The 22,775-nt window shown below is 64.1% G+C and carries 24 protein-coding genes and 1 tRNA gene; 13 read left to right on the top strand and 12 right to left on the bottom strand.

Features of this window, described 5'->3' with window-relative positions; all coding sequences use genetic code 11:
* The first annotated feature begins 22 nt into the window (after nt 1-22).
* From NN5_RS07665 to NN5_RS07655, 3 genes are all read left to right on the top strand, one after another.
* Nucleotides 23-970, top strand: coding sequence for a hypothetical protein (locus NN5_RS07665; RefSeq protein WP_373280329.1), 948 nt, complete (start codon nt 23-25; stop codon nt 968-970).
* Nucleotides 967-1,758 (top strand): nucleotidyltransferase family protein, encoded by a 792-nt coding sequence (locus NN5_RS07660; protein ID WP_373280328.1) that lies wholly within the window; start codon nt 967-969, stop codon nt 1,756-1,758. The genes NN5_RS07665 and NN5_RS07660 overlap by 4 nt, the downstream gene beginning before the upstream one ends.
* A gap of 115 nt (nt 1,759-1,873) precedes the next feature.
* Nucleotides 1,874-2,800 carry a carbon-nitrogen hydrolase family protein gene (locus NN5_RS07655; protein ID WP_067733566.1) on the top strand — a complete coding sequence of 309 codons (927 nt, stop codon included), beginning with the start codon at nt 1,874-1,876 and terminating at the stop codon, nt 2,798-2,800.
* Between the two features lie 67 nt (nt 2,801-2,867).
* On the opposite strand, the gene NN5_RS07650 is transcribed toward NN5_RS07655, so the two are convergent.
* On the bottom strand, nt 2,868-3,407 hold the full coding sequence (locus tag NN5_RS07650; RefSeq protein ID WP_067733564.1) for a DUF2141 domain-containing protein: 540 nt from the start codon (nt 3,405-3,407) through the stop codon (nt 2,868-2,870).
* A 310-nt stretch (nt 3,408-3,717) separates the two neighbouring features.
* On the opposite strand from NN5_RS07650, the gene rpe reads away from it, so the two are divergent.
* The 5 genes from rpe to NN5_RS07625 all read left to right on the top strand — a co-directional run bounded on the left by rpe (nt 3,718) and on the right by NN5_RS07625 (nt 8,781).
* Nucleotides 3,718-4,380: a ribulose-phosphate 3-epimerase gene (rpe, locus tag NN5_RS07645; protein WP_067733562.1), complete on the top strand. Its 663-nt coding sequence runs from the start codon at nt 3,718-3,720 to the stop codon at nt 4,378-4,380.
* A gap of 99 nt (nt 4,381-4,479) precedes the next feature.
* Nucleotides 4,480-6,252, top strand: coding sequence for a heparinase II/III family protein (locus NN5_RS07640; RefSeq protein WP_245656329.1), 1,773 nt, complete (start codon nt 4,480-4,482; stop codon nt 6,250-6,252).
* A 116-nt stretch (nt 6,253-6,368) separates the two neighbouring features.
* Nucleotides 6,369-7,961, top strand: a complete 1,593-nt coding sequence (gene purH, locus NN5_RS07635; protein ID WP_067733558.1) for a bifunctional phosphoribosylaminoimidazolecarboxamide formyltransferase/IMP cyclohydrolase — start codon at nt 6,369-6,371, stop codon at nt 7,959-7,961.
* A 162-nt stretch (nt 7,962-8,123) separates the two neighbouring features.
* Nucleotides 8,124-8,273, top strand: a complete 150-nt coding sequence (locus NN5_RS07630; protein WP_174523881.1) for a hypothetical protein — start codon at nt 8,124-8,126, stop codon at nt 8,271-8,273.
* Between the two features lie 37 nt (nt 8,274-8,310).
* Nucleotides 8,311-8,781 carry a Fur family transcriptional regulator gene (locus NN5_RS07625; protein ID WP_084384803.1) on the top strand — a complete coding sequence of 157 codons (471 nt, stop codon included), beginning with the start codon at nt 8,311-8,313 and terminating at the stop codon, nt 8,779-8,781.
* A 7-nt stretch (nt 8,782-8,788) separates the two neighbouring features.
* Here the strand turns inward: NN5_RS07625 and NN5_RS07620 are convergent, their stop codons facing one another.
* Complete coding sequence (locus NN5_RS07620) at nt 8,789-9,262, bottom strand: GNAT family N-acetyltransferase (protein ID WP_067733601.1); 474 nt, start codon at nt 9,260-9,262, stop codon at nt 8,789-8,791.
* A gap of 175 nt (nt 9,263-9,437) precedes the next feature.
* Here NN5_RS07620 and dxs point away from each other — a divergent pair, with 175 nt between their 5' ends.
* Nucleotides 9,438-11,360: a 1-deoxy-D-xylulose-5-phosphate synthase gene (gene dxs, locus NN5_RS07615; RefSeq protein ID WP_067733554.1), complete on the top strand. Its 1,923-nt coding sequence runs from the start codon at nt 9,438-9,440 to the stop codon at nt 11,358-11,360.
* Here dxs and NN5_RS07610 read toward each other — a convergent pair.
* The 6 genes from NN5_RS07610 to NN5_RS07585 all read right to left on the bottom strand — a co-directional run bounded on the left by NN5_RS07610 (nt 11,357) and on the right by NN5_RS07585 (nt 17,438).
* Complete coding sequence (locus tag NN5_RS07610) at nt 11,357-11,947, bottom strand: PIN domain-containing protein (RefSeq protein ID WP_067733552.1); 591 nt, start codon at nt 11,945-11,947, stop codon at nt 11,357-11,359. The genes dxs and NN5_RS07610 overlap by 4 nt on opposite strands.
* 13 nt (nt 11,948-11,960) lie before the next feature.
* Nucleotides 11,961-12,413 carry a helix-turn-helix domain-containing protein gene (locus NN5_RS07605; protein ID WP_067733549.1) on the bottom strand — a complete coding sequence of 151 codons (453 nt, stop codon included), beginning with the start codon at nt 12,411-12,413 and terminating at the stop codon, nt 11,961-11,963.
* 116 nt (nt 12,414-12,529) lie between these two features.
* Nucleotides 12,530-13,012 (bottom strand): GNAT family N-acetyltransferase, encoded by a 483-nt coding sequence (locus NN5_RS07600; protein ID WP_067733547.1) that lies wholly within the window; start codon nt 13,010-13,012, stop codon nt 12,530-12,532.
* Between the two features lie 41 nt (nt 13,013-13,053).
* Complete coding sequence (locus tag NN5_RS07595; protein ID WP_067733545.1) at nt 13,054-14,367, bottom strand: amidohydrolase family protein; 1,314 nt, start codon at nt 14,365-14,367, stop codon at nt 13,054-13,056.
* On the bottom strand, nt 14,364-15,695 hold the full coding sequence (locus NN5_RS07590) for an amidohydrolase (RefSeq protein ID WP_373280330.1): 1,332 nt from the start codon (nt 15,693-15,695) through the stop codon (nt 14,364-14,366). The genes NN5_RS07595 and NN5_RS07590 overlap by 4 nt, the downstream gene beginning before the upstream one ends.
* A 90-nt stretch (nt 15,696-15,785) precedes the next feature.
* Nucleotides 15,786-17,438 (bottom strand): peptide MFS transporter, encoded by a 1,653-nt coding sequence (locus NN5_RS07585; protein ID WP_067733541.1) that lies wholly within the window; start codon nt 17,436-17,438, stop codon nt 15,786-15,788.
* Nucleotides 17,439-17,696: 258 nt separating this feature from the next.
* Between NN5_RS07585 and NN5_RS07580 the strand changes: the two genes are divergently transcribed.
* The 3 genes from NN5_RS07580 (at nt 17,697) to NN5_RS07570 (ending at nt 19,557) form a co-directional block, all read left to right on the top strand.
* Nucleotides 17,697-17,978, top strand: a complete 282-nt coding sequence (locus tag NN5_RS07580; RefSeq protein ID WP_067733539.1) for an integration host factor subunit beta — start codon at nt 17,697-17,699, stop codon at nt 17,976-17,978.
* Between the two features lie 95 nt (nt 17,979-18,073).
* Nucleotides 18,074-18,158, top strand: a tRNA-Leu gene (locus tag NN5_RS07575).
* Nucleotides 18,159-18,324: 166 nt separating this feature from the next.
* Entirely contained in the window at nt 18,325-19,557 is a 1,233-nt protein-coding gene (locus tag NN5_RS07570) for a tyrosine-type recombinase/integrase (protein WP_067733537.1), read from the top strand.
* A gap of 311 nt (nt 19,558-19,868) precedes the next feature.
* On the opposite strand, the gene NN5_RS25030 is transcribed toward NN5_RS07570, so the two are convergent.
* Entirely contained in the window at nt 19,869-20,093 is a 225-nt protein-coding gene (locus NN5_RS25030; RefSeq protein ID WP_084384802.1) for a helix-turn-helix domain-containing protein, read from the bottom strand.
* A 236-nt stretch (nt 20,094-20,329) separates the two neighbouring features.
* On the opposite strand from NN5_RS25030, the gene NN5_RS25725 reads away from it, so the two are divergent.
* Nucleotides 20,330-20,941: a hypothetical protein gene (locus NN5_RS25725; RefSeq protein ID WP_169800966.1), complete on the top strand. Its 612-nt coding sequence runs from the start codon at nt 20,330-20,332 to the stop codon at nt 20,939-20,941.
* A 44-nt stretch (nt 20,942-20,985) separates the two neighbouring features.
* Here the strand turns inward: NN5_RS25725 and NN5_RS07565 are convergent, their stop codons facing one another.
* Genes NN5_RS07565 through NN5_RS25025 form a run of 3 tightly spaced genes read right to left on the bottom strand, consistent with a single transcriptional unit; the run spans nt 20,986 to nt 22,719 of the window.
* Nucleotides 20,986-22,113 carry a DNA cytosine methyltransferase gene (locus tag NN5_RS07565; protein ID WP_245656327.1) on the bottom strand — a complete coding sequence of 376 codons (1,128 nt, stop codon included), beginning with the start codon at nt 22,111-22,113 and terminating at the stop codon, nt 20,986-20,988.
* Between the two features lie 28 nt (nt 22,114-22,141).
* Complete coding sequence (locus NN5_RS07560; RefSeq protein ID WP_067733533.1) at nt 22,142-22,552, bottom strand: very short patch repair endonuclease; 411 nt, start codon at nt 22,550-22,552, stop codon at nt 22,142-22,144.
* Nucleotides 22,549-22,719, bottom strand: a complete 171-nt coding sequence (locus tag NN5_RS25025) for a ribbon-helix-helix protein, CopG family (RefSeq protein ID WP_084384801.1) — start codon at nt 22,717-22,719, stop codon at nt 22,549-22,551. Before NN5_RS25025 ends, NN5_RS07560 begins: the two co-directional genes overlap by 4 nt.
* Nucleotides 22,720-22,775: the final 56 nt, after the last annotated feature.

Below are 22,775 nucleotides of genomic sequence, written 5' to 3'. Positions count from 1 at the left end.
GCCCCTGCGGGAGCATCGCGGCATGAGCGAGGATCTCGACACTTCCGGAGCCTTGGGCGGAACCTTGGCCGGCACTCTGGCCACGCGGATTGCCGCCGCGCTCGAACGCCCGGTAGAGCACGCCGTGCGCGCCTTTGCCGAGCGGCTGGCCCCGGTCGATGCACTAGGCGTGCTGTTCTACGGCTCCAACCTGCGCACCGGCTCGCTCGACGGCGTGCTCGATTTCTACGTCCTCACGCAAGGACCGCAGGTCGAGAAGATCTGGCCGCGCGTGAGCTATCACGAATGGACCTGCGACGGCGTGCCCCTGCGCGCCAAAGTCGCGACGATGGCGCTGGAGACGTTCCGCGCCGCCGCCGCCGGGGACCTGCTCGACACCACGATCTGGGCCCGCTTCGTCCAGCCCTGCGCGCTGGCCTGGGAACGCGATGCGGAAGCTGGCGCGGCGATCGCCGACGCCGTGGCGCAGGCGGCCTGCACGGCGGCGAGGCTCGCGGTCGCGCTCGGCCCGGCCGCCGGCACGCCCGACGATTACTGGCGGGCCTTGTTCCAAGCCACTTACGCCGCCGAATTCCGAGTGGAAAAGGCCGGCCGCGAGGATTCGATCCTGGCCGCCAACCGCGCCCATTTCGACGGACTGCTGCCGCTCGCGCTGATCGCCGGGGGCATTGGCTTCGCGCGCGGCGCCGGCAGCACGATCCGCCCCGACATGCCGCCTGCCGAACGCGCGCGCCTGCTCGGCTGGTGGAAGCGCCGCCAGCGGCTCGGCAAGCCCTACAACGTGCTGCGCCTGCTCAAGGCCTCGACCACGTTCGACGGCGCCGCACGCTATGCCGCCTGGAAGATCGAGCGCCATACCGGCGTGCCCGTGACTCTGACGCCCTGGCGCGAACGCCATCCGGTGCTCGCCGCGCCCGGCGTGCTGTGGCAGGTCTGGCGCCGGCGCAAGGCGGGAGACCGTCCGGCATGATGCCCTCCCCCCAGATGCCCTCTGCGCTGATACTGGCCGGATCGCGCCCCGGCCCGCCCGATCCCGTCGCCGCCTCCGAAGGCGTTTGGCACAAGGCGCTGGTCACGATTGAAGGACAGACCATGCTCGCCCGCGTCGCCGCTGCGCTGCGCGAAGCGGGGATCGAGCGGATCGCCGTGTCCGCGTCCGACCCGCAAGTCATGGACCTTGCCCGCGAACTGGGCTGCGAGGTCCTGCTCTCGGCCAGCGGCCCCAGCGCCAGCGTCGCCATCGGCCTCGAAAAGCTCGGTGCGCCGCTGCTGGTGACGACCGCCGACCATGCCCTGCTACGCCCCGAATGGGTGCGCGATTTCGTCGCCGACACCCCGCCGGATGCCGACGTTGCCGTGCTCCTCGCCCGGCGCGAGGCGATCGAGGCCGCCATGCCGGGCAGCCGCCGCACCTACTTGCGCTTTGCCGATGGCCAGTGGTCGGGCTGCAACCTGTTCCTGCTGGCCAGCGAACGGGCCGGCGCGGCGATCGAGACCTGGAAAATGGTCGAGGCCGACCGCAAGCGCCCCTGGCGCATCGCCGCCCGGCTCGGCCTCGGAATGCTCGCCAGCTATGCGCTGGGCCGCCTGACGCTGGCGCAGGCGATCACCGGGCTCGGCCGCCGTATCGGCATTTCCGCCCATCTGGTCGCCGCGCGCGACGGTCTCGCCGCCGTCGATGTCGACAAGCCGCAGGACCTGACGGACGCCCGCGCGATCATCGCGGCGCGGGAAGTGGCTGCCTTCAGCGCGCCCTAGCGGTGCCGTGAATGGCAGGCGAGGCCGGGGAAACCTTCCGATTATTTTCAAAATCTTATCCCAATGAAGAGAACCCACGTTCCTTCGTGATGATCCTTCGGTTATGGAACCACGCATGAGCAAGATCACTGTCGCGGCCCTGCAAATCGGGTCGGATTACGCCGGCAAACATGCAACGCTCCGCAATGTCCTTGCCTTCGAGGAGCGCATCTCCGCCTCGGGTGCGCGGCTGGTTGTCATGCCCGAAGCCCTTCTGGGCGGTTATCCGAAAGGCGAACATTTCGGCACCCGGCTCGGCTACCGTATGCCTGAGGGCCGTGAGGCGTTCGCCCGGTACTACGACAACGCCGTGGACATGGACGGGCCGGAACTGGCGGAGCTCGCCGGCCTGAGCAGCCGCACGGGCGCAACGCTGGTGCTGGGCGTCATTGAACGCGCCGGGTCTTCGCTGTTCTGCACGGCGGTGTTCATAGAGCCCGAGCGCGGTGTGGTCGCCAAACATCGCAAATTGATGCCGACCGGCACCGAGCGGTTGATCTGGTCGCAGGGCGACGGCTCAACCATGCCCGTTGTCGATAGCGAGGCGGGCAAGCTCGGCGCGGCGATCTGCTGGGAAAACCATATGCCGCTGTTCCGCACGGCCATGTACGCCAAGGGCGTCGAAATCTGGTGCGCCCCGACAGTGGACGAGCGCGACGTGTGGCGCAGTTCGATGCGCCACATCGCGCATGAGGGGCGCTGCTTCGTGATAAGTTGTTGCCAGGTTCAGCCTTCGCCTGCCGAACTCGGCGTGACGGTCGATCATTGGGACGTTGACCGGCCACTGATCGGGGGCGGCAGCATGATCGTGGGCCCGCTCGGCGATGTGCTTGCCGGCCCGATGGAGCGGGAGACCGGGCTGCTCACCACCGAGATCGACACGGACGAACTGATCCGGGCCCGCTACGACCTTGATGTGGTGGGCCACTATTCGCGCCCCGATGTGTTCAGTCTCCATGTCGATGAGCGCCCCCGCAGCAGCGCTGTCTTCACGGCGGACTAGCCTCGGTTCAGCCGGTGCTTCCGGCCCGGACGCCCGCGATGCCTGACCGGCTTCCGCCAGGCTGGCCTCACATGTACTTCATCTGCACCCGGATCGACTTGACCCCGTCCGTCACCGGCACGCCCACCTTGGTGTAGCTGGGCTTGCCGAGATTGAAGATGTTGATCGAGGGGTTGTTCGACATGGCGCCGCCATCGGACATGATATCGGTATCGCCATTGCCGTTGAGATCGTGGCGCACTGCCACGCCGTAAGTGCCCGGTCCGGGAACCGGCACGCAGAACGTCATCGTCCCGGCCTTGGCAGGCACTTCGATGCGCGCCAGCCACTTGCCCTTTTCCAGCCATTCGCCGCGCGTGGCATGATAGGTCTGGACGCGCAGCTTGCCCTGCGAGGCCTTGATACCGTCCACCGTCACCATCACCGCCGGACCGGAACCGGCCGCGCAGCGGCTCATGTCGTTGCGGATCTCGTTGCGGTACTGCGCCACCGCCGGCGAGGTCACCGCGAAGCCCATCGCCGCCGCGATCGCCGCACCGGCCGCAAAAGCCCTTTTCGGGCGCAGGAAAGTTCGGCGGACCGGCCCGCCGGAATTACGCTTGGTCATTCGCAGTCCATAATCCTTACCGAAGGGGTCTTCCATGCCGTCCAGGCCGGAATTCGCGGCGCAGGGACAAGGGAAAACCCCTAATTCTCAGACGCCAGAATGCGCCGGATGCCGTGAATGGCGACTGAATTGTCCACCGCCCGCAAAGCAGGCGAACGCGATGACAGCGCCAGACACCCCATCGGCAATCAAATAGCGTGCAAACCGGTGGCTCCAGCGCATTGTGCGTGTGGAAAACACAGCCTTGACAACTTGTCCACCAAAGACCTCGTGCCCTATTCTTGCGCGTCAAGGAGTATCGTTTCCCGACATGACTGTCCCTCTGATTTCCCCGTCGATCCTTTCTGCCGATTTCGCGCGTCTTGGCGAGGAAGTGCGCGCCATCGACGAAGCGGGCGCGGACTGGATCCATGTCGACGTGATGGACGGGCATTTCGTGCCCAACATCACCATCGGCCCGGCCGTCGTGAAGGCCCTGCGGCCGCATTCGGCCAAGACTTTCGACGTGCACCTGATGATCTCCCCGGTCGATACCTACCTCGAAGCCTTTGCCGAGGCGGGCGCGGACATCATCACGGTCCACCCCGAAGCCGGACCGCACATCCACCGCACGGTGCAGACGATCAAGGCCCTGGGCAAGAAAGCGGGCGTCTCGCTCAACCCGGCAACCCCGGCCAAGATGCTCGACTACCTGATCGATGATGTCGACCTCGTGCTGGTGATGAGCGTCAACCCCGGCTTCGGCGGCCAGAGCTTCATTTCCAGCCAGCTTCGCAAGATCGAGGCGGTGCGCAAGATGATCGAGAAATCGGGCCGCGACATCCGGCTCGAAGTCGATGGCGGCGTCGATGCGAAAACGGCGCCGCTCTGCGTTTCGGCAGGGGCCGACGTGCTGGTGGCCGGATCGGCGACCTTCCGCGGCGGTCCCTCGCAATACGCAGCGAACATCAAGACGTTGAAGGGACTGGGCTGAACCGTGAATGTCAGGACCCGCCAGCGGCCAAAGACCAGGAACCCCGAGGCGGCTCGGGCGATTCCCCTGTCGACGGTGGCTGAGGAGGGCGTCTTGAACATGAGCGCAAGCGATCCCGAGGCGGAAACGGTCGGCGCCGCACAGGCCGCGACCGGCCGCGATCTGGCGCTGGCCGACTTCTCGCCGCCGTCGGTCCATGTCGGCGAACGGCTGATCCGCATGGCCTACCGCATGGGCATCCCCGGCTCGATGCTCACGGCGCCGATGGGCAAGAAGGCGCGCACGCGGCTGCTGGCGACGGTCAGCAATACCCTGCCCGGAGACCGCGTCGCCGGAACCGCGCTGCGCGCCGGGCACTTCCTCGTCCACGGCGCCAAGACGCCGATCGCGCAAGTCGACTATGCCGGCGCCGCGCGCGTCACCCCGCCGCTGGAAAAGGTCGTCCACTCGTTCTCCTGGCTGACCGACCTCGAAGCCTGCGGCCCGCGCGAACAGGGCGCGCCAGTGGCCGAACGGATCCTGACCGCCTGGCTCCAGGCCAACCCCGAACCGCCCGCCAAGCCCGGCAAGGGCCCCGCCTGGAGCGTGGGCAACACCGGGATGCGGCTGATGAACTGGCTGGTCCACGCGCCGCTGATCCTCTCGGGCGAAAAGGCGCTGCGCTCGCGCGTGCTGGGGCACATCGGCGCAACCGCACGCTGGCTCGACCGCCACGTGACGCGCGGCGAGGACCGGCTGGCCGAAGTCGCGGGCTGGTGCGGCATTGTCGCGGCCGGTCTGCTGCTGCCCGACGGGCGCCCGCGCCGCCTCTATGGCGAGGCCGGGCTGATCAAGGCCCTGGGCGAATCGATCGGCGACGACGGCGGCGTGCTCTCGCGCAGTCCGCTGGCGCAGATGGAAGCCATCGCGCTGCTGGTGCGCCTGCGCAATTGCTACAACGCCACGCGGCGCGACCCGCCCGAGGCAATCGAGCGCGTCATCGCCATGCTGGTGCCGCCGCTGCTGGCGCTGACCCACGGCGACGGATCGCTGGGATCGTGGCAGGGCGGCTGGGCCGTCGATGGCGACGAGGTCGGCGCGCTGGTCACGGCCAGCGGCGTGCGCACCCGCCCGCTGCGCGACGTGCGCCAGTGGGGCTATCAGCGCGTTCTTGCGAACAAGACCGTGCTGCAGTTCGACACTTCGCCGCCGCCGATGCCGCAACATGCCCGCTATGGCTGCGCCTCGACGCTGGCTTTCGAGCTGTCGCACGCCGGGCACCGCGTGATCGTCAACTGCGGCGGCGCGGCGAGCGGCGGCGGGCTTGTTCCGGTACGGCTCGAACAGGGGTTGCGCGCCACCGCCGCCCATTCGACGCTCACGCTCGACGATGCCAATTCCACCGCAGTGCTGATCAACGGCATGATCGGCGGGGGCGTCAGCGAAGTCGATGTCGACCGCCGGACCCTGCCGCAGGACAACGGCTCCACCGCGACACGCACCGAGGCCAGCCACAACGGCTATGCCGCGCGCTATGGCCTCACCCACCAGCGCATCCTGATCCTGCGTGACGACGGCACCGAACTGCGCGGCGAAGACCTGCTGCTGCCGTCGGGCCGCAAGGGCAAGCGCGGCAAAGTCGGCTTCGCGATCCGCTTCCACCTCGGCCCCGATGTCGACGTGGCGCTTACCGCCGATGGCCAGGGCGCCGGGCTGGCCCTGTCCGACGGCTCCTACTGGCAGTTCCGCAGCGGCGCGGGCGAAGTGACGATCGAGGATTCGCTCTGGGTCGACGGGCAAGGCCGCCCGCAAGCAACGCAGCAACTGGTGATCCAGGGCCTCGTCTCACGCGGCGGCGGCAACTTCGGCTGGCTGCTCAAGAAGATGAGCTAGTTCCTGCCTGAGCTTGCTCAGCGAGGAATTGTCATAGCCTGTTCCCACACCCTTGCCCCCTCTCCCCGCCGGGCCTAAGGGCGCGCGCAAAGATAATTCGCGAAGGAACCCCGCCCATGACCGATTCCGTCCAGATCCGCCGCGCCCTGCTTTCCGTATCCGACAAGACCGGCCTTGCGGAGCTCGGCAAGGTGCTGGCCGAACGAGGGGTGGAACTGATCTCGACCGGCGGCACCGCCAAGGCGCTGCGCGAGGCCGGGCTGGAGGTGAAGGACATCTCCGACGTCACGAACTTCCCCGAGATGATGGACGGCCGCGTCAAGACGCTGCACCCCAAGGTCCACGGCGGCTTGCTGGCCGTGCGCGACAATCCCGAGCACGCCAAGGCCATGGCCGAGCACGAAATCGGCGCGATCGATCTGGTGGTGGTCAACCTCTACCCGTTCGAAGCGACGGTCGCGAAAGGCGCGGACCGCGACACGATCATCGAGAACATCGACATCGGCGGCCCCTCGATGGTGCGCTCGGCGGCCAAGAACCATGCCTATGTCACCATCGTCACCGATCCGAGCGACTATGAAGGCCTGATGGTCGAGCTGGAAGCCACCGGCGGCTGCACCACGCTCGGCTTCCGCAAGCTGATGGCCGCGCGCGCCTTTGCGCAGACCGCCGCTTACGATTCGATGATCAGCCAGTGGTTCGCCTTTGCCGATCAGGGCCAGGAATTCCCCGAGATGCTCGCCGTCAACGGCCGCCTCGTCACCGAACTGCGCTATGGCGAGAACCCGCACCAGAAGGCCGCGCTCTATACGCCGGTCGGCCCCTACACCCGCGGTCTGGCCCAGGCCGAGCAGGTGCAGGGCAAGGAGCTCTCCTACAACAATTACAGCGATGCTGACGCTGCGTTCGAACTGGCCGCCGAATTCAAGGGCCAGAAGCCCGCGGTCGTGATCGTCAAGCACGCCAATCCCTGCGGCGTGGCCCAGGGCGAGACGCTGCTCGACGCCTGGCAGGGCGCGCTCGCCTGTGACGACGTTTCGGCCTTCGGCGGCATCGTCGCGGTCAACCAGACGCTCGATGGCGCCACGGCCGAAGCAATCTGCCAGATCTTCACCGAAGTCGTCGTGGCCCCCGATGCCGACGAGGAAGCCCGCGCCTTCTTCGCCAGGAAGAAGAACCTGCGCCTGCTGCTGACCGGCGACCTGCCCGATCCGCGCCGCGGCGGCCTCAACGTCAAGCCTATCACCGGCGGCCTGCTGGTGCAGGGCCGCGACAATGGTGCGATCGGCTTCGACGATCTCAAGGTCGTGACCGAGCGCGAGCCGACCGACCGGGAACTGCAGGACTGCCTGTTTGCCTGGACCGTGGCCCGCCATGTGAAGTCGAACGCGATCGTCTATGCCAAGGACGGCGTGACCGCCGGTATCGGTGCGGGCCAGATGAACCGCCGCGATTCCTCGCGCATTGCCGCGATGAAGGCTGCCGAGGCCGCCGAGAAGTTCGGCTGGGAGCAGCCGCGCACGGTGGGCAGCGCCGTTGCCTCCGACGCCTTCTTCCCCTTTGCCGACGGCTTGCTGGCCGCCGCCGAAGCGGGCGCGACCGCAGTGATCCAGCCGGGCGGCTCGATCCGCGACGACGAAGTGATCAAGGCGGCGAACGAGGCGGGACTCGCCATGGTCTTCACCGGGATGCGTCACTTCCGCCACTGAGTTCACACGGAAAAGTTGTCCGGGGGCAGGCAATTCACCGCAGCCTGCCCACCGCTCATCGCAGAATGATGCACTGCAGCGCGATGTTCACTGGACGGAAAGGCCTGCATGGTCATTTGGGCGACACAAATCGCAAAACTGACCGGGATCGCAACGCAGGCCATGGGACTCTTCAAACCCGACTTCTACCGCTTCTTCGCTCTCGGCTTTGCCGGCGGGGCCTTGCTGGTGTTCGGCGTGATGGGTCTTGGCAACCACACCAGCCTTGCGGACAATATCGTTCCTCCGGCCCAGGCCGAAACGACGCAGTAACCCGCCGGCAATTGCGCCCGACGCCGGTCCGCCCCATATGGGGGGCATGTCCGGTCCTCACGTCCATCACGAACATAGCGGCCACAGCCTGGTAAAGGCGGCCCGCCTCGCCCTTCAGGAGTCGGGCGAACAGTGGACCGAAATGCGCGCCGACGTCTTCGCCGCGCTCGCCGAACGCGAACGCCCCGCATCCGCCTATGACTTGGCCGAAAGCGTGTCCGCCCTGCGCGGCAAGCGGGTGGCGCCCAACTCGGTCTATCGCATCCTCGACCTGTTCGTGCGCACCAACCTCGCGCGCCGGGTGGAAAGCGCGAACGCCTATCTTGCCAACAGCCACCCCGGCTGCCGGCACGACTGCATCTTCCTGATCTGCGATTCCTGCGGCAAGGCCATCCACCTCGACGACGACCGCCTGACCGGCGCCCTGATCGGCGCCGCGCGCGAAGCCGGTTTCGCCGACGTGCGCCCGGTGGTGGAACTGCGCGGCACGTGCGCGGACTGCAGCTAGGCCAGCTTCACAGCGCCTTGCCCATGCGCGCCAGCGGCACCGGGGCGCCGCCCCGGTCATCCTCGATCCGCTCGATCACGGCATAGCCCGCCACGGCATAGAGCGGCTCGCCCGCACGGGTGCCCATGAGTTCGACAGCCGAAAACCCCTCGGCTTGCGCCGCCGCTTCGCAATGGGCCAGCAATGCGCGGCCGACGCCGCGCCGGGCGAAGGCCGGATTGGTGTACATCGCGCGCACCCGCGCCGGCTCGCTGGCCGGATCGAGCAGGCGCGGTTCACGCAGGCCGGTGCTGTGGTCTCCGCCATAGAGCGTCGCGCGCCGGCTCCAGCCGCCGCAGCCGGCGATCGCGCCGTCCAGCTCCGCCACGAAATAGGTTCCGTCCTCGATAAGCTGCCGGTCGAGGCCCATCACCGCGCGGCTTGAGGCGATCTGTTCGGGGCTGAGGAAGCCCACCTGCAGCCCGGAGATCGATGCCTCCATGATCTGGAGCAGGTCGGGCAGGTCGGATTCGGTTGCGGGACGGATGTTCAAGGGGCCTCCGGACAGTCCGGCCTCAGGGGAAAATCCCTTGCCGGTGCATCATGTCTGCACGGTGTTCCACCATGACAGTCCCTGTCAATCGACATGCAACAAACAAGCGTGTAAGGGGCAAAAGATGAATGCCAATCCGGCCACACCTCTGCTCGATACGGTTTCGACTCCCGACGACCTCCGCAAGCTCAAGCCGGCGCAACTGCGCCAGCTTGCCGACGAATTGCGCAGCGAGACGATTGCGACTGTCGGCCAGACCGGCGGCCATCTCGGATCGGGTCTCGGGGTCGTCGAACTGACGGTGGCGATCCACTACGTCTTCAACACGCCCGACGACCGGCTGATCTGGGACGTCGGCCATCAGGCCTATCCGCACAAGATCCTGACCGGCCGGCGCGACCGCATCCGCACCGTGCGCCAGGGCGGCGGCCTTTCCGGCTTCACCAAGCGCAGCGAAAGCGAATACGATCCGTTCGGCACCGCGCACAGCTCCACGTCAATCTCGGCCGCGCTGGGCTTTGCCGTGGCCAACAAGCTGAAGAACCAGCCGGGGCGCGGCATCGCCGTGATCGGCGACGGCGCGATGAGCGCGGGCATGGCCTACGAGGCGATGAACAACGCGCGCCAGGCGGGCAACCGCCTGGTCGTGATCCTCAACGACAACGACATGTCGATTGCGCCCCCGGTAGGCGGGCTTTCCGCCTATCTGGCCAAGCTGGTATCTTCGCGCCCGTTCCTGTCGCTGCGCGAAGTGGCCCGGCGCATCTCGCGCCGTCTGCCCGAACCGCTGCACAAGGCCGCCAAGAAGACCGACGAATTCGCGCGCGGCATGGCGATGGGCGGCACTCTGTTCGAGGAACTGGGCTTCTACTACGTCGGCCCGGTCGACGGGCATAACCTCGACCAGCTGATCCCGGTGCTGGAAAACGTGCGCGATGCGGCCGAGGGCCCCTGCCTGATCCACGTGGTGACCCAGAAGGGCAAGGGCTATGCCCCGGCCGAGAACGCCGCCGACAAGTATCACGGCGTGCAGAAATTCAACGTCGTCACCGGCGAACAGGTCAAGGCGCCTGCCGGCCCGCCAAGCTATACCAGCGTCTTCGCCAAGGCGCTGATCGCCGAGGCCGAAACCGACGAGCGCATCTGCGCCATCACCGCCGCCATGCCGAGCGGCACCGGGCTCGACAAGTTCGAGGCAAAGTTCCCGGACCGCAGCTTCGACGTGGGCATTGCCGAGCAGCACGCGGTGACTTTCGCGGCAGGCCTTGCCGCGCAGGGAATGCGCCCGTTCTGCGCGATCTATTCCACCTTCCTCCAGCGCGCCTTCGACCAGGTGGTGCACGACGTGGCGATCCAGAACCTGCCCGTCCGCTTCGCCATCGACCGCGCCGGCCTCGTCGGTGCCGATGGCGCCACCCACGCGGGCTCGTTCGACGTGACTTATCTGGCGACGCTGCCCAACATGGTCGTCATGGCCGCCGCCGACGAGGCTGAACTGGTCCACATGACCCACACCGCCGCGCAATACGACGCCGGCCCGATCGCCTTCCGCTATCCGCGTGGCAACGGCGTGGGCGTGCCCCTGCCCGAGACCCCGCAGCTGCTGGAGATCGGCAAGGGCCGGATCGTGCGGGAAGGCACCAAGGTCGCGATCCTCTCGCTCGGCACCCGCCTCGCCGAAGCGCTCAAGGCCGCCGACACACTGGAAGCCAAGGGCCTCTCGACCACGGTCGCCGACTTGCGCTTCGCCAAGCCGCTCGACAGCGAACTGATCCGCAAGCTGATGCTGAGCCACGAAGTCGTGGTGACGGTGGAAGAAGGCGCCATCGGCGGCCTCGGCGCCCACGTCCTCACCATGGCGAGCGACGAAGGGCTGACCGACGCAGGCCTCAAGATCCGCACCATGCGCCTGCCCGACGTGTTCCAGGACCAGGACAAGCCCGAGGCACAGTACGACGAGGCGGGCCTCAATGCGCCGCAGATCGTCGATACGGTGCTGAAGGCCCTGCGCCACAACAGTGCGGGCGTGGAAGAGGCTAGGGCCTAGATCAGGTCCACGAACGGGCGCAATACGCTTGCAGTCGCCAGCAGGCCGTAAGCTTCGCAATCGCGCAATAAGGCGTCCGGTGTCTTTTCCGGCCGCTTCAGGCGCTGCCGCATTCTCTTGATCGCCTGGATGGACCGCCCTTCGTCCAGTGCGATGGTATCGGCGATGAATTCATCGGCCGTTCGCGCTTCCAGATTGAGAGGCATCAGGACATCTTCCGGAAAGTCCTTGATATTCTCGGTGACGATCGTCTGCGCCTGCGTTCGAACGGCGGCGGCCAGAACATGCGCGTCACCGGGATCAGGCAAGGCAATCCCCAGAGGCATCTGCGCATCATATTCGGCGACAAGCGCCTCTGGAAACGCGGTTTCCATGAAGGCTCGGGATCGCGCGGCTCTTGCCGAGGCATCGGCGATGTCCTTGCCCGTCATGATCGCCTCAACCGCGCGCTGCGTTTCGTCGAGGATTTCCGCCGACCAGCGCAGGCGGAAAAACTCCGCCTCGGCCAGTGTCAGGAGAAAATTGCGGCGGAGCGTTCCCACCAGCGAGCAGGCATCGACAAGCGCCGTATAACGGTTGGCGAACATCTCTGCACAACTCTCAGATCAAATCCGCGTCATCCGCAAACAGCTCATCCAGCGCCCGCGATCGTTCTTCCTCGCGCCTCTTCTTGTATTCGAAAACGTCCCTGGCCTTGATCCGCCGGTGCCGGCCGACCTTGTCAAACGGCATTTCGCCCGTTTCCAGAAGCTTGATGAGATGCGGGCGCGACACGTTGAGAATATCCGCGGCCTGCTGCGTCGTCAGCAATTCGTGAATCGGCACTAAAGTAACCGCGTCGCCACTGCCGATATGCCGCAACAGATCGAGCAGCAATTCGGACAGTGCGGGGCTGAGCGCGATGTTGACGGGGGAATCCGCGTCAAGCACCGTCAGTGTTGCGCCATCGTTGGCATGAGCGGCGATAATCTGGCGAAGCTGGTTGGCCGCCTGCACCTCGTCCACCGAGGGCAAGCGTTCGCTGAACGCCTCGGCATAGGCGGGGATGGTCATGAGATCTCTCCGGCAGGGTGATATCGCAATACGCCATATTCGAAATAAACGCAACGACATTTGTTTCCTATACGGAAACCGGTCAAATGCGCGGCCTGGTCAGTTACGTCACCCTGTTACAGCGCCTGATACATCACCAGCGCATCGACATAGCCATGCTCCGGATCCCGGAATGCCCCCGGCAGGCGGCCGATGAGCCCGAAGCCCAGCGATTGCCACAAGTGCACCGCGCGCGTGTTGGTGCTGACGACAAAGTTGAACTGCATGGCCCGGTATCCGCGTGACCGGGCGTGCTCCAGCGAATGCGCGCACATGCGGCGGGCAATGCCCCGCCCCATGGCCGCGGCAGCGGTCATGTACCCGCAATTGCAGACGTGATCGCCGCCGCCCGCCTGATTGGGCCGCATGTAGTAAGTGCCGAGGACGATGCCATCCTCCTCGGCCACGAAAGTCTCCTTGGCAGGGTCCATCCAGTAGCGCAGCGCCTCGGCTTCGCTCATGGCCGGATCCAGCGCGTATGTCGTGCCCTCGCGGATCACGGGCAGGATTATGGCGGCGATGGCAGATGCATCGCCAGGCAAGGCTTTGCGGATAATCATGTCTTGTTGATAGAGGCCCAGCCTCCATCAACAAGATGCAATCACCAGTCGTAGGCCTTCGGCAGCACCGACGTATCGAGATCCTTGTAGCGGTCCCGCAGCCGGGTCTGGTGGTTGTCGAGCGGCTGCTTCACGCCGTCGATCCACACCTCCTGCGGCGCCGAGGACAGTTCCAGCGGATCGCCGTCCCACAGCACCACGTCGCCCACCGCGCCGGGAGCGAGCACGCCGGCTTTCCCACCATAGCCACTGATCTCGGCCGGGATCGAGCTGATCGCGGCGAAAGCCTGCCCCCAGGTGAGACCGGCCGCGCCCGGCAGCCTGGTCAGCGCGACGAGATTGCCCGCCTGCTGCGTGGCATAACGCGGCTGGTTGCCGCCGGTGAACATGCCGATGGCGACTTTCACGCCCGCCTTGGTCATCCGCCCCACGTTGGACTGGGTGGCCGCCAACGTCTCGAAAGCATCGGGCAGATCGCGCAGCGGCATGGCAATCACCGGCACATGCGCGGCGGCGATTTCCCGCGCCACAAGCCAGCCCTCGCTGGCCCCGACGAGAACGAGGTTCAGCTTCGGGAACTCGCCCTTGAGCGCCAGAACGCTGCGGATATCCGCCGCGCGCTCGACACCGACATAAAGCGGCTCGCTGCCGTCGAGCACTTTGGCCAGGGCCAGAGCATCGGGCCGGGTGAGCATGGCATCGCTCTGCCGCTGTGATCCGGCGGGAAGCGCGGCCAGTTCCTTCGCCTCGCGCAGGGCGTTGCGCAGCGCCACATGCGCGGCGACGCGGCTGCCGCCCGCCAGCTTCGCGCCTTGCTCGCCCAGTGCGACGAACTGGAACGCGCGCGGCTTCATCAGCATCGTAGCGCCAGTCGATCCAGCCGCGGCCAGATCGATCACCGCGCCCTGCCCGGCAAAGATCGACTTGCCGTTGAACGCAGCGACGGTCGCGCGCGTCACCCCGCCCGCACGGCTGATCGCGACATGCTGGCTGGAGGGATTGAGCGCCGGGGCCACGTCGAGCGCGGCGTTGAACGGCGAATCGTCGGCTTCCAGATCGTTGCTGGTATCGACCGCCTCGACATCCCACAGGCCCAGGTCGGTCATCGGCGTGAACAGGCCGGGCGTGACCCATTTGCCCGTGCCGTCGATCGTCTGCATGTCCGCGGGCACGGCAACGCCCGCCCCGGCAGCAACCACCTTGCCCCCACGCACGACGACCGTGCCGTGCTCGATGGGCGCCCCGCCATCGCCGATGGCGAGCGTGGCATTGGTGATGGCAAGATCCTGCGCCTGCGCGGCAAACGGCAGGGCTGCGGCCGCCAGCGCGGCGGCCAGAACGGCGCGGCGGCTCATTTCACGTCTCCTTCGCCGGGCTGGCCAAGCTCGAAATCGCTCACCGGGCGCAGCTTGGGATTGTCGGCATCGAACAGCATGGCGCCGTCGATCCAGACTTTCTCGGGGCGGGTATAGACCGAGAGCGGATTGCCGTTCCACAGCACCACATCGGCCATCTTGCCCTGCTCAAGGCTGCCGGTCCTGTCACCGATGCCCATGGCCTTGGCGGCATTGTAGGTGAACCAGCCGACGACTTGCGCGTCGGGAATGTCGATGCCGATGCGCCGGCCCGCCGCCTGCGCCTTGGCGGCTTCCTGATTGAGGCGCTGGATGCCGTTCTCGTCATCCGAATGGATGATCACGCAGGCCCCGGCATGGGCGATCAGCGCAGCGTTTTCGGGGATGCCGTCATAGGCTTCCATCTTGAAGCCGTACCAGTCGGCCCAGACCGCCGAGCAGATGCCGTTCGCCTTGAGCAGATCGGCGATCTTGTAGCTTTCCACCGCGTGGTGGAAGGCCGTGACCTTGTAGCCCATCTCCTTGGCCATATCGATCACCTGCGCCATCTCGTCGGCGCGGTAGCAATGGTTCTGGACGAGAATCTCGCCCTTGAGCACGCCCGCCAGCGTATCCTTGCCGAGATCGCGGTCGGCATCGGGATCATTCATGTACTTCTTCGCATCGATCCAGGCCTGCCGGTCGACCGAAAAGTTACCCATGCGGGTCGAGGGCTTCTGGCCCTTGCTGCCGTAAACGCGCTTGGGGTTCTCACCGCAGGCCATCTTGAGCGAATAGGGCGCGCCGGGGAACTTCATCCCCTGCACGGTCAGGCTCGGCACGTTCTTGATCGTGACCGAACGGCCGCCGATCAGATTGCCCGAGCCGGGCAGGATCTGGATCGCGGTGACGCCGCCATTGGCCAGCGCGCGGGTGAAGCCGGGGTCCTGCGGCCAGACCGAATGCTCGGCCCAGACGTCCGGCGTCGTGGGGTTCGTCATCTCGTTGCCGTCGGACAGCGCATCGACGCCGGGGCTGGGATAGACGCCGAGGTGCGAGTGGATGTCGATCACACCAGGAGTGATGAACTTGCCGCGCGCATCGATGCGGTCATAGCCATCGGGGATCGCCATATCCGCGCCACCGATCGCGACCAGCTTGCCTTGCGCGAACAGTACCGTGCCGTTGTCGATCCGGCCGCCGCGCCCGTCGAAGACCGTGGCGCCGACCAGGGCGGTGGGGCGGCCCGGATAGGGTTTGTAGGTGGAAGGATACGGCACTTCCGCCGCAGCCTCGCCCTCCGCCTTCTTGCTGCTCTTCGCCTCGCCACTGGTGGCGGTGAGTGTCATCGCCAGCGCGGCGAGGACCGCCGCGCTCCATTTGCCGGTTACCGCTTTGCCCCGCATGTCGTGCCCCTGTTTCGTCCTTAGGCGTTAGGCCTAGGCGTTAGGTTTGAGTTCCGGGTGCATCCCGGCTTCCTGTGCTTCCAGCCCGACTTCGTCACGGCCGGCCAGACCGTCCGCCCCGTCGTCGAGCGTATCGAGATGCATCCAGCGCTTCACGATCGGTGAAAGCGCCAGGACGACGATGGCGACGCCGATCGTGATCCAGCCGATCTTGGTATAGATCGCCAGCGTCACTTCCTTGCTCATCTCGCCGCCTTCGCCGCCGGTCGCCTCGCCGATCTTGCCTGCGACGAAATTGCCGACCGCGGTCATGTAGAACCAGGCGCCCATGATGAAGCTGGCGAGGTGCGCCGGTGCCAGGCGCGTCATGGCCGAAAGGCCGACGGGCGAAAGGCACAGCTCGCCGGTGGTGTGCAGCAGGTAGATCAGGAACACGAAGACGACCGAGGTCATCACCGCCGGATCATGCGTGCCCGCGCCCCACACGAAGACGAGGAAACCAAGGCCCACCTGAATCAGCGCATAGCCGAACTTGGCGGGAGCAGAGGGTTCCCACCCGCGCTTGCCCAGCCACTGCCAGAGCCCGGCGAAGACCGGCCCGAACAGCACGATGTAGATCGGGTTGATCGACTGGAACAGGCTGGTCGGCACGCCGCCACGATCGACGAACTTGTCGGTATAGAGGCTGAGCGAACCGCCCGCCTGTTCGAACAGACCCCAGAAGATAGGATTGAGCGCGATCAGGAACAGGATCGCGAAGATGCGCTCACGCGGTTCCTTGGGCAGCTTGAAGGCCTCGTAGAGCGTGTAGAGCAGCATCGCGATGCCGGTGATGATGAGCAGCGTCTGGATCACGCTGACGTACTGGATCAGCAGCCAGATCACCGCGACCGAGGCCGCGCCCACGCCATAGAGCAGGAATTCGCCGTTCTTCGCGAGCGGCGCGGGCGGCTCGCCCTTGCCCTGGAGCGCGGGCTTGCCCACCATGAAGATGATGAGGCCCAGCACCATGCCGATCCCGGCCAGGCCGAAGCCCCAGGACCAGCCGATCGTCTCGCCCAGATAGCCGACGAGGATCGAGCCGAGCGCGGCGCCCGTGTTCACACCCATGTAGAAGATCGTATAGGCGGCATCACGGCGCCCGTCGCGCAGCCCGTAGAGCTGGCCGACGATCACCGAGATATTGGCCTTGAGGAAGCCCGAGCCGACGATGATCAGCGCCAGCGCCATCCAGAACACGTTGATCGCCGGGTCCGCCTGCTTGACCGCGGGATCGGTCACGCCCTGCAAGCCTTCATAGGCCATCAACAGGTGGCCGAGCGCCAGCACGAGGCCGCCGAATACCACCGCCTTGCGCTGCCCCAGCCAGCGGTCGGCGAGATAGCCGCCCAGCACCGGGGTAATGTAAACGAGGCTGGTATAGGCGCCATAGACCAGGGTGGACTGGCTGTCGCTGAACAGCCAGAACTTGACCAGATAGAGGATCAGCAGCGCCCGCATACCGTAGTAGGAGAAGCGCTCCCACATCTCGGCATAGAACAGCACGAAGAGGCCGCGGGGGTGGCCGGCGAATTCCTCGCTCTTGCGGGTGGCGATCACGCCGCCGATGGCGAGTACGGCAAACAGGGCAATGGCGGCGATCGCCGCGATCCAGTCACCCTCTGTCCAGCTTGCGATATCCTTCATGCGACGTCTTGTTATCCTTTTACGTCCCGAAGGACCGCCTGAAGGGCCCGCAAGTTACCAAGCAAAACCGGCCTGTAAATGGGGGAGCGCCGGAGCACGGGCCTGCCGAAGTCCGCGCACCGGCCCGATTCGGACGCAAAGAGCTAGGGCATTGCGCGAAGGCAGCCGGGATGGCATTTTCATGGCTGCTAATCAGGCAAACTCGTGTAATTTTATGATTCGCAGGAGTTTTGACGATTTTTTTCGGGAGACGGGGCAATGATCAGATCGGAGCTTCTCCAGATACTGGCCAAGGATAATCCGGAACTGCGGCCGGAAGACGTGGAACGCGCGGTCGATACTTTCTTCGACGAGATCGCCCAGCGCCTCGCCGATGGCGGCCGCGTCGAGCTGCGCGGCTTCGGTGCCTTCTCGACGCGCCACCGCGAAGGCCGCAAGGGCCGCAACCCGCGCACCGGCGAGACGGTGGACGTGCCCGAAAAGCGCGTGCCCTACTTCAAGCCCGGCAAGGAAATGCGCGCCAAGCTCAACGTTTCCTGACCTGCCGCCCGGTTCGCACAGCGAGCCGGGAAAATCCCTTCTGCAGAGAGTTGCCCGGCCGCCCGCGATCTGCCAGAGCGCGGCGGTCTGTCCGTGCGGGCGTGGCGGAATGGTAGACGCCGGGGACTTAAAATCCCCTGAGCTTTGCTCGTGCGGGTTCGAGTCCCGCCGCCCGCACCAATTTCTTGATCACCGAAGTCCGTCGTCGGCTTTACAAATCCAAGAAATCAGCCATATTTGAGGTGGTGTTCAACCGCCAGCGTTCGCGAAAGTCTGCTGGCAGTCACCCCGAATTGGGGGCCTTATTGGGGCCTTTTGATTCGGGGGCTTTCAAAAGGCCCCCAGAATGGCACTGACCGATACCGCCATCCGAAACGCGAAGCCCCGTGAGAAGGACTACAAGCTGGCCGATAGCGGCGGCCTGTATCTCCTGATTACGCCCTCAGGTGGCAAGCTCTGGCGCTTGAAATTCAGAATGGAAGGTCGGGAAAAGAAGCTTTCCATCGGTAGCTATCCGCAAATCAGTTTGAGCGCAGCCCGCAAGCGGCGCGACGAAGCGCGCGAACTGATGGCAGCAGGCAAAGACCCGGCGCGCGAAAAGCAGCGAGATAAAATCCGCTCCCGCTTGCAGGCCGAAAACACGTTTGCCGGGATCGCTGCAGAATACTGTGAAAAGCGTAAGCGAGACGGACAGAACGCTTGGGCACTCACCACCGCTGTTCGCAATGAGAACCTGATCGGCCTACTCAATAAGTCGATAGGGCGAATGCCGATTGGCGAAATCGAGCCCGCAGACGTCCTCTCGGCGCTCCAAAAGGTTGACGGCAAGGGCAACCACGAGAGTGCGCGCCGCATGCAGCAGTTGGCCAGCGCGGTTTTCCGGTACGCGGTTGCGACGGCGCGCATACGTTCTGATCCTACTCGCGACCTGCGCAGCGCCCTCACGGCTCCCAAGGTAACGCATTATGGGGCAATTACCGATGCGGCCCGCGTCGGCCAGTTGCTGCGGGCGATTGATGGGTATGAAGGCCAAGGCATCACAAGATTTGCATTGCAGTTTGCCCCGCATGTGTTCGTGCGTCCCGGCGAATTGCGACACGCAGAATGGTCCGAGTTTGACCTCGATGCAGGCACCTGGACTATCCCTGCTGGCAAGATGAAAATGCGGAAGGTCCACCACGTTCCGTTGTCGCGCCAAGCCGTCGGCCTACTCCGCGAGATTCACGCAATCACTGGCCCATCCGGGTACGTTTTCCCGTCAATCCGCACCCGTTTGCGCCCGATGAGCGAGAACACCCTAAATGCCGGGTTGCGACGCTTGGGGTACGCGAGCGACGAAATGACGGCGCACGGCTTTCGCGCCATGGCCAGCACCCTTCTGAATGAGTCTGGCAAGTGGTCCCCAGACGCCATCGAACGCGCCTTGGCACATGGTGATAGTGACAAAGTGCGCGCCGCATACCATCGTGGGGCGCACTGGAACGAACGTGTCGCAATGGCCCAGTGGTGGTCGGACCACTTAGATTCGCTGCGCAAGGGGGCAGACATCCTCCCCATTGCCAATCGGCCAGCAGCATAGCGGAGTTCGGTGCATCAATGCATTACTTGGCGCATGCTCCAGCCAAGCAATATAGTGCTTAAAAGGCCGGTTTGCAGAGGCGTCAAGGCCACGCTTTGCAGTAAATATAATGCTTGTTTTGAGTGACTTGATTTCAGCTTTGCTGTTCAATGGATCGTCTTTGGAACCGTTGCGGCCAAAACGCGACCGATTGTAGAGTTACCTTGGGCAAGTGGGTGCCGCTACAACCGCTAAAATGCTAATCGCTTGGGCCGTCTACAGCAATCTGAGAATTGTTGCCCGGCTCTACTCATACTGGCGCGTCCATTCCATCATGGCTTGGAAACAGATTTCGGCGAAAGCAGGCACTGCGGTTCGACCTGTAGTGCTTCTGCGAGCCGCGCGAGCGCGCGAACCGATGGATTGCGAGTCCCACGTTCAAGGTCGCTGACATAACTGCGTTCCATTTCGGCTTCTAAGGCAAGCTGCTCTTGGGTCATGCCCTTTAGCTTTCGGTAATGCCGAACATTTTCGCCAAGAAGCTGGACCACATCCATGCGCCGATGTGGCAGCAAGCCTCTGGTAACGTCTGTATACTAAACGTGTCATTTCGACTGGATGAAGCCTGATCGACAGGCGCTCGTCTCGCCATTGGAATTGGGCATGAACAAAGCCCCATGAGTGGCGCAACTCGGAGGCACAAGTGTTCTGTAGAAAGAAGAAGAATAGTACTTCAAGGTTCGTGGAGCGAGCGGTTGAATTGGACACCGCTCACCTGTTCACACATTGGCCTTTGACCGTCGCAATTAGCAAAGTCAGCACCAACATGGTTCTGCCCAACAAGGAGCAGCGAAGTGCAAGTGCCGTTGGCGTCATCCACGATGTATACGGGGGAGGCCACCCACTTTTACCGGTTGAAGTAGAGTTCGATTTTGATGGGAGTAATGAAAAATTAGGTTGGGGATATATCGAAACATGGGGCTGGCCTTCAAGTGAACCGGATGACCTTTTCCAGGCCAAAATATTTGTATTTGATCGCGATGCAAATTTCTTCAAGGCCGTACAAAAGGCGGCGGAACACGCTGCTTTATCGGGAAATCAGTTCTTGCATCTTGTGTTCCAGAGAACGCGGAAGAAACCTTACGACGCAAAGACAGATCAGCAAGAGGCCGAGGCAGAACAAGAACGGCTGAGCGCACTCATGCGTCGAATTGATTCGGGCGATAAGGGGGCAAAAATGCCCTTGATCGAATTTGACTCAATTTGGGTTGAGGACGCCATTCATACAAACGCGCCAGCTTGGAGCCATGCCTGGATTCATGACTTCACAGATCGTTCAATGTATCATTCCCGTGCTGCCGCGAAATGGCGCAGCATGCCTTGGCGGCAACAAGATAGCTTATGACAGTCCGCCTTCGGCACTGTTCGGACAGTGCGGGATATACAAGCTCAAGTGACGGGCAAGGGATCGATGATCTTCTTGACCGCCTTGCCGATTAACTCCGCCACAACCGTTGGCACGGCGTTTCCGAGCTGTCGTGTGGCCGCTTTCCAGCTTCCTGAAATATAATAGTCATCCGGCAAGCTCTGCAAACGGGCCATTTCCCTAACGGTGAAATACCTTACGTTTCCACGCGGTGAGACAAGCATATTTTCCCCCCCTGGAACGCCGTGATCGCCCGCCTTGAGCGCCTTGGCTGGTTCATCAAGGCAGCTTCCTGTGTGATTGGGATAAACACGCGCGCCGGGATGTTGCCAATGCCCTGAAGCGCTGGGGGACTTGAGGGGAGCTGGAAGATCGACGATCGAATCCCTCACCGTTACCCAAGGCTTGGTGCTGGGCTTCTCCTTGGTTTTAGCCAGCCGTGCCGCCAACCGTGTTTCGGTAGCCGACGATGGCTTGAAGCCCCGCCGCATATCGTGTGTCTGCCAGTAAGAACCGTCAATGTGCTTGGCCCACGCTAGCGCTTCTTGAGAATGAGTAGGCGCGGGAAAGCTCCATTCCTCCCCGAAGGCTCCTGCGATGCCTATGAAGATGGCTCGGTGGCGCTTTTGGGGTGCGCCGTAATCTGCTGCGTTAATTGACTGCGAGAGGACGCGATAGCTAACAGCTGCGCCCTCCCGGCTTTTCGAGTGTTGCTTCAATCTGCGGAGGTGATCTAGCCAGAACTCATCCTCTTTTGGCGCGATCTCTGGATAGGTAAGCTGTAGGGTGATGTAGTCGCGATATTCAGAAAAGTCCGGACGAAACAAGCCGCGAACGTTCTCGAAAATAAAGGCTTTGGGGCGAATGGTTCTTACTGCCCGGATGGCTTCGGGCCACATATTGCGTGGATCGCGCGGGCCTAGGTGTTTCCCACCTATCGAAAATGGCTGACAGGGTGGCCCGCCAGAAACCAGATCGGCTCCCTCGTGGCGTCCATAGTCCACCTCGCGAACGTCGGCCTCGGCTATTTCCCAATGACGGACGTGTTGAATCCTGCGGGCTTTGTTCTCCCTCAAGGTGTTCGCGGAGTCTTGATCATATTCAAGAACCAACTCGTGCTCAAATCCAGCTCGCGCGATGCCGAGGGCCAAGCCACCACATCCTGCGAACAATTCGACGCTACGCATCCAAGAAACCCTTCACGCGTCGAGCCACTTCATCCTCGTTGGCGAGTTGGCATTCCCAAATCACGAGCGACTTCCACCCATCGCGAGCCAACGTCTCGCCAACCACAGCGTCGCGTCTGACGTTGTCCTCGAATTTGCGTTGCCAAAAATCGATGCGGGACTTGGGGACGCGTCTACCCGCACGACAGTCGTGCCGGTGCCAAAAGCATCCGTGCAGGAAAATCACGCGCTTGCGCCCGATGAAAGCGAGGTCGGGTCGGCCAATGATCGATTGGCTGTTTTTTCGGTAGCGGAAGCCAAGCCCCCAAACGATCCGCCGCAGGGCGAGTTCGGGCTTCGTGTCACGAGACCGGACCCGTCGCATTCGTTCACTTCTTTCTGCGCAGCTGAGGGTGTCAGTCATGCAACACCGCTCTCGCGGTCGGCGAGATACTGCTTGATCGCCTCGCGAACTAGCCAAGCGAGACTGCGATCGGTTTTGTTGGCAAGGGTTTCCAGCTTGGCACGGTCACCCGCTTCAAGCGAAATTGTTAGCCGATCTTGGACCTTTGGCATCTTTCTTGCCGCCATCAATGCCTCCTCACCGTTATGATGTACGATGATGAACAGTTCATCAACATGAATAT

The organism is Novosphingobium naphthalenivorans NBRC 102051 (genome assembly GCF_001590985.1).
GTDB lineage: Bacteria > Pseudomonadota > Alphaproteobacteria > Sphingomonadales > Sphingomonadaceae > Novosphingobium > Novosphingobium naphthalenivorans.
This window is presented reverse-complemented; position numbering and strand designations above follow the sequence as displayed.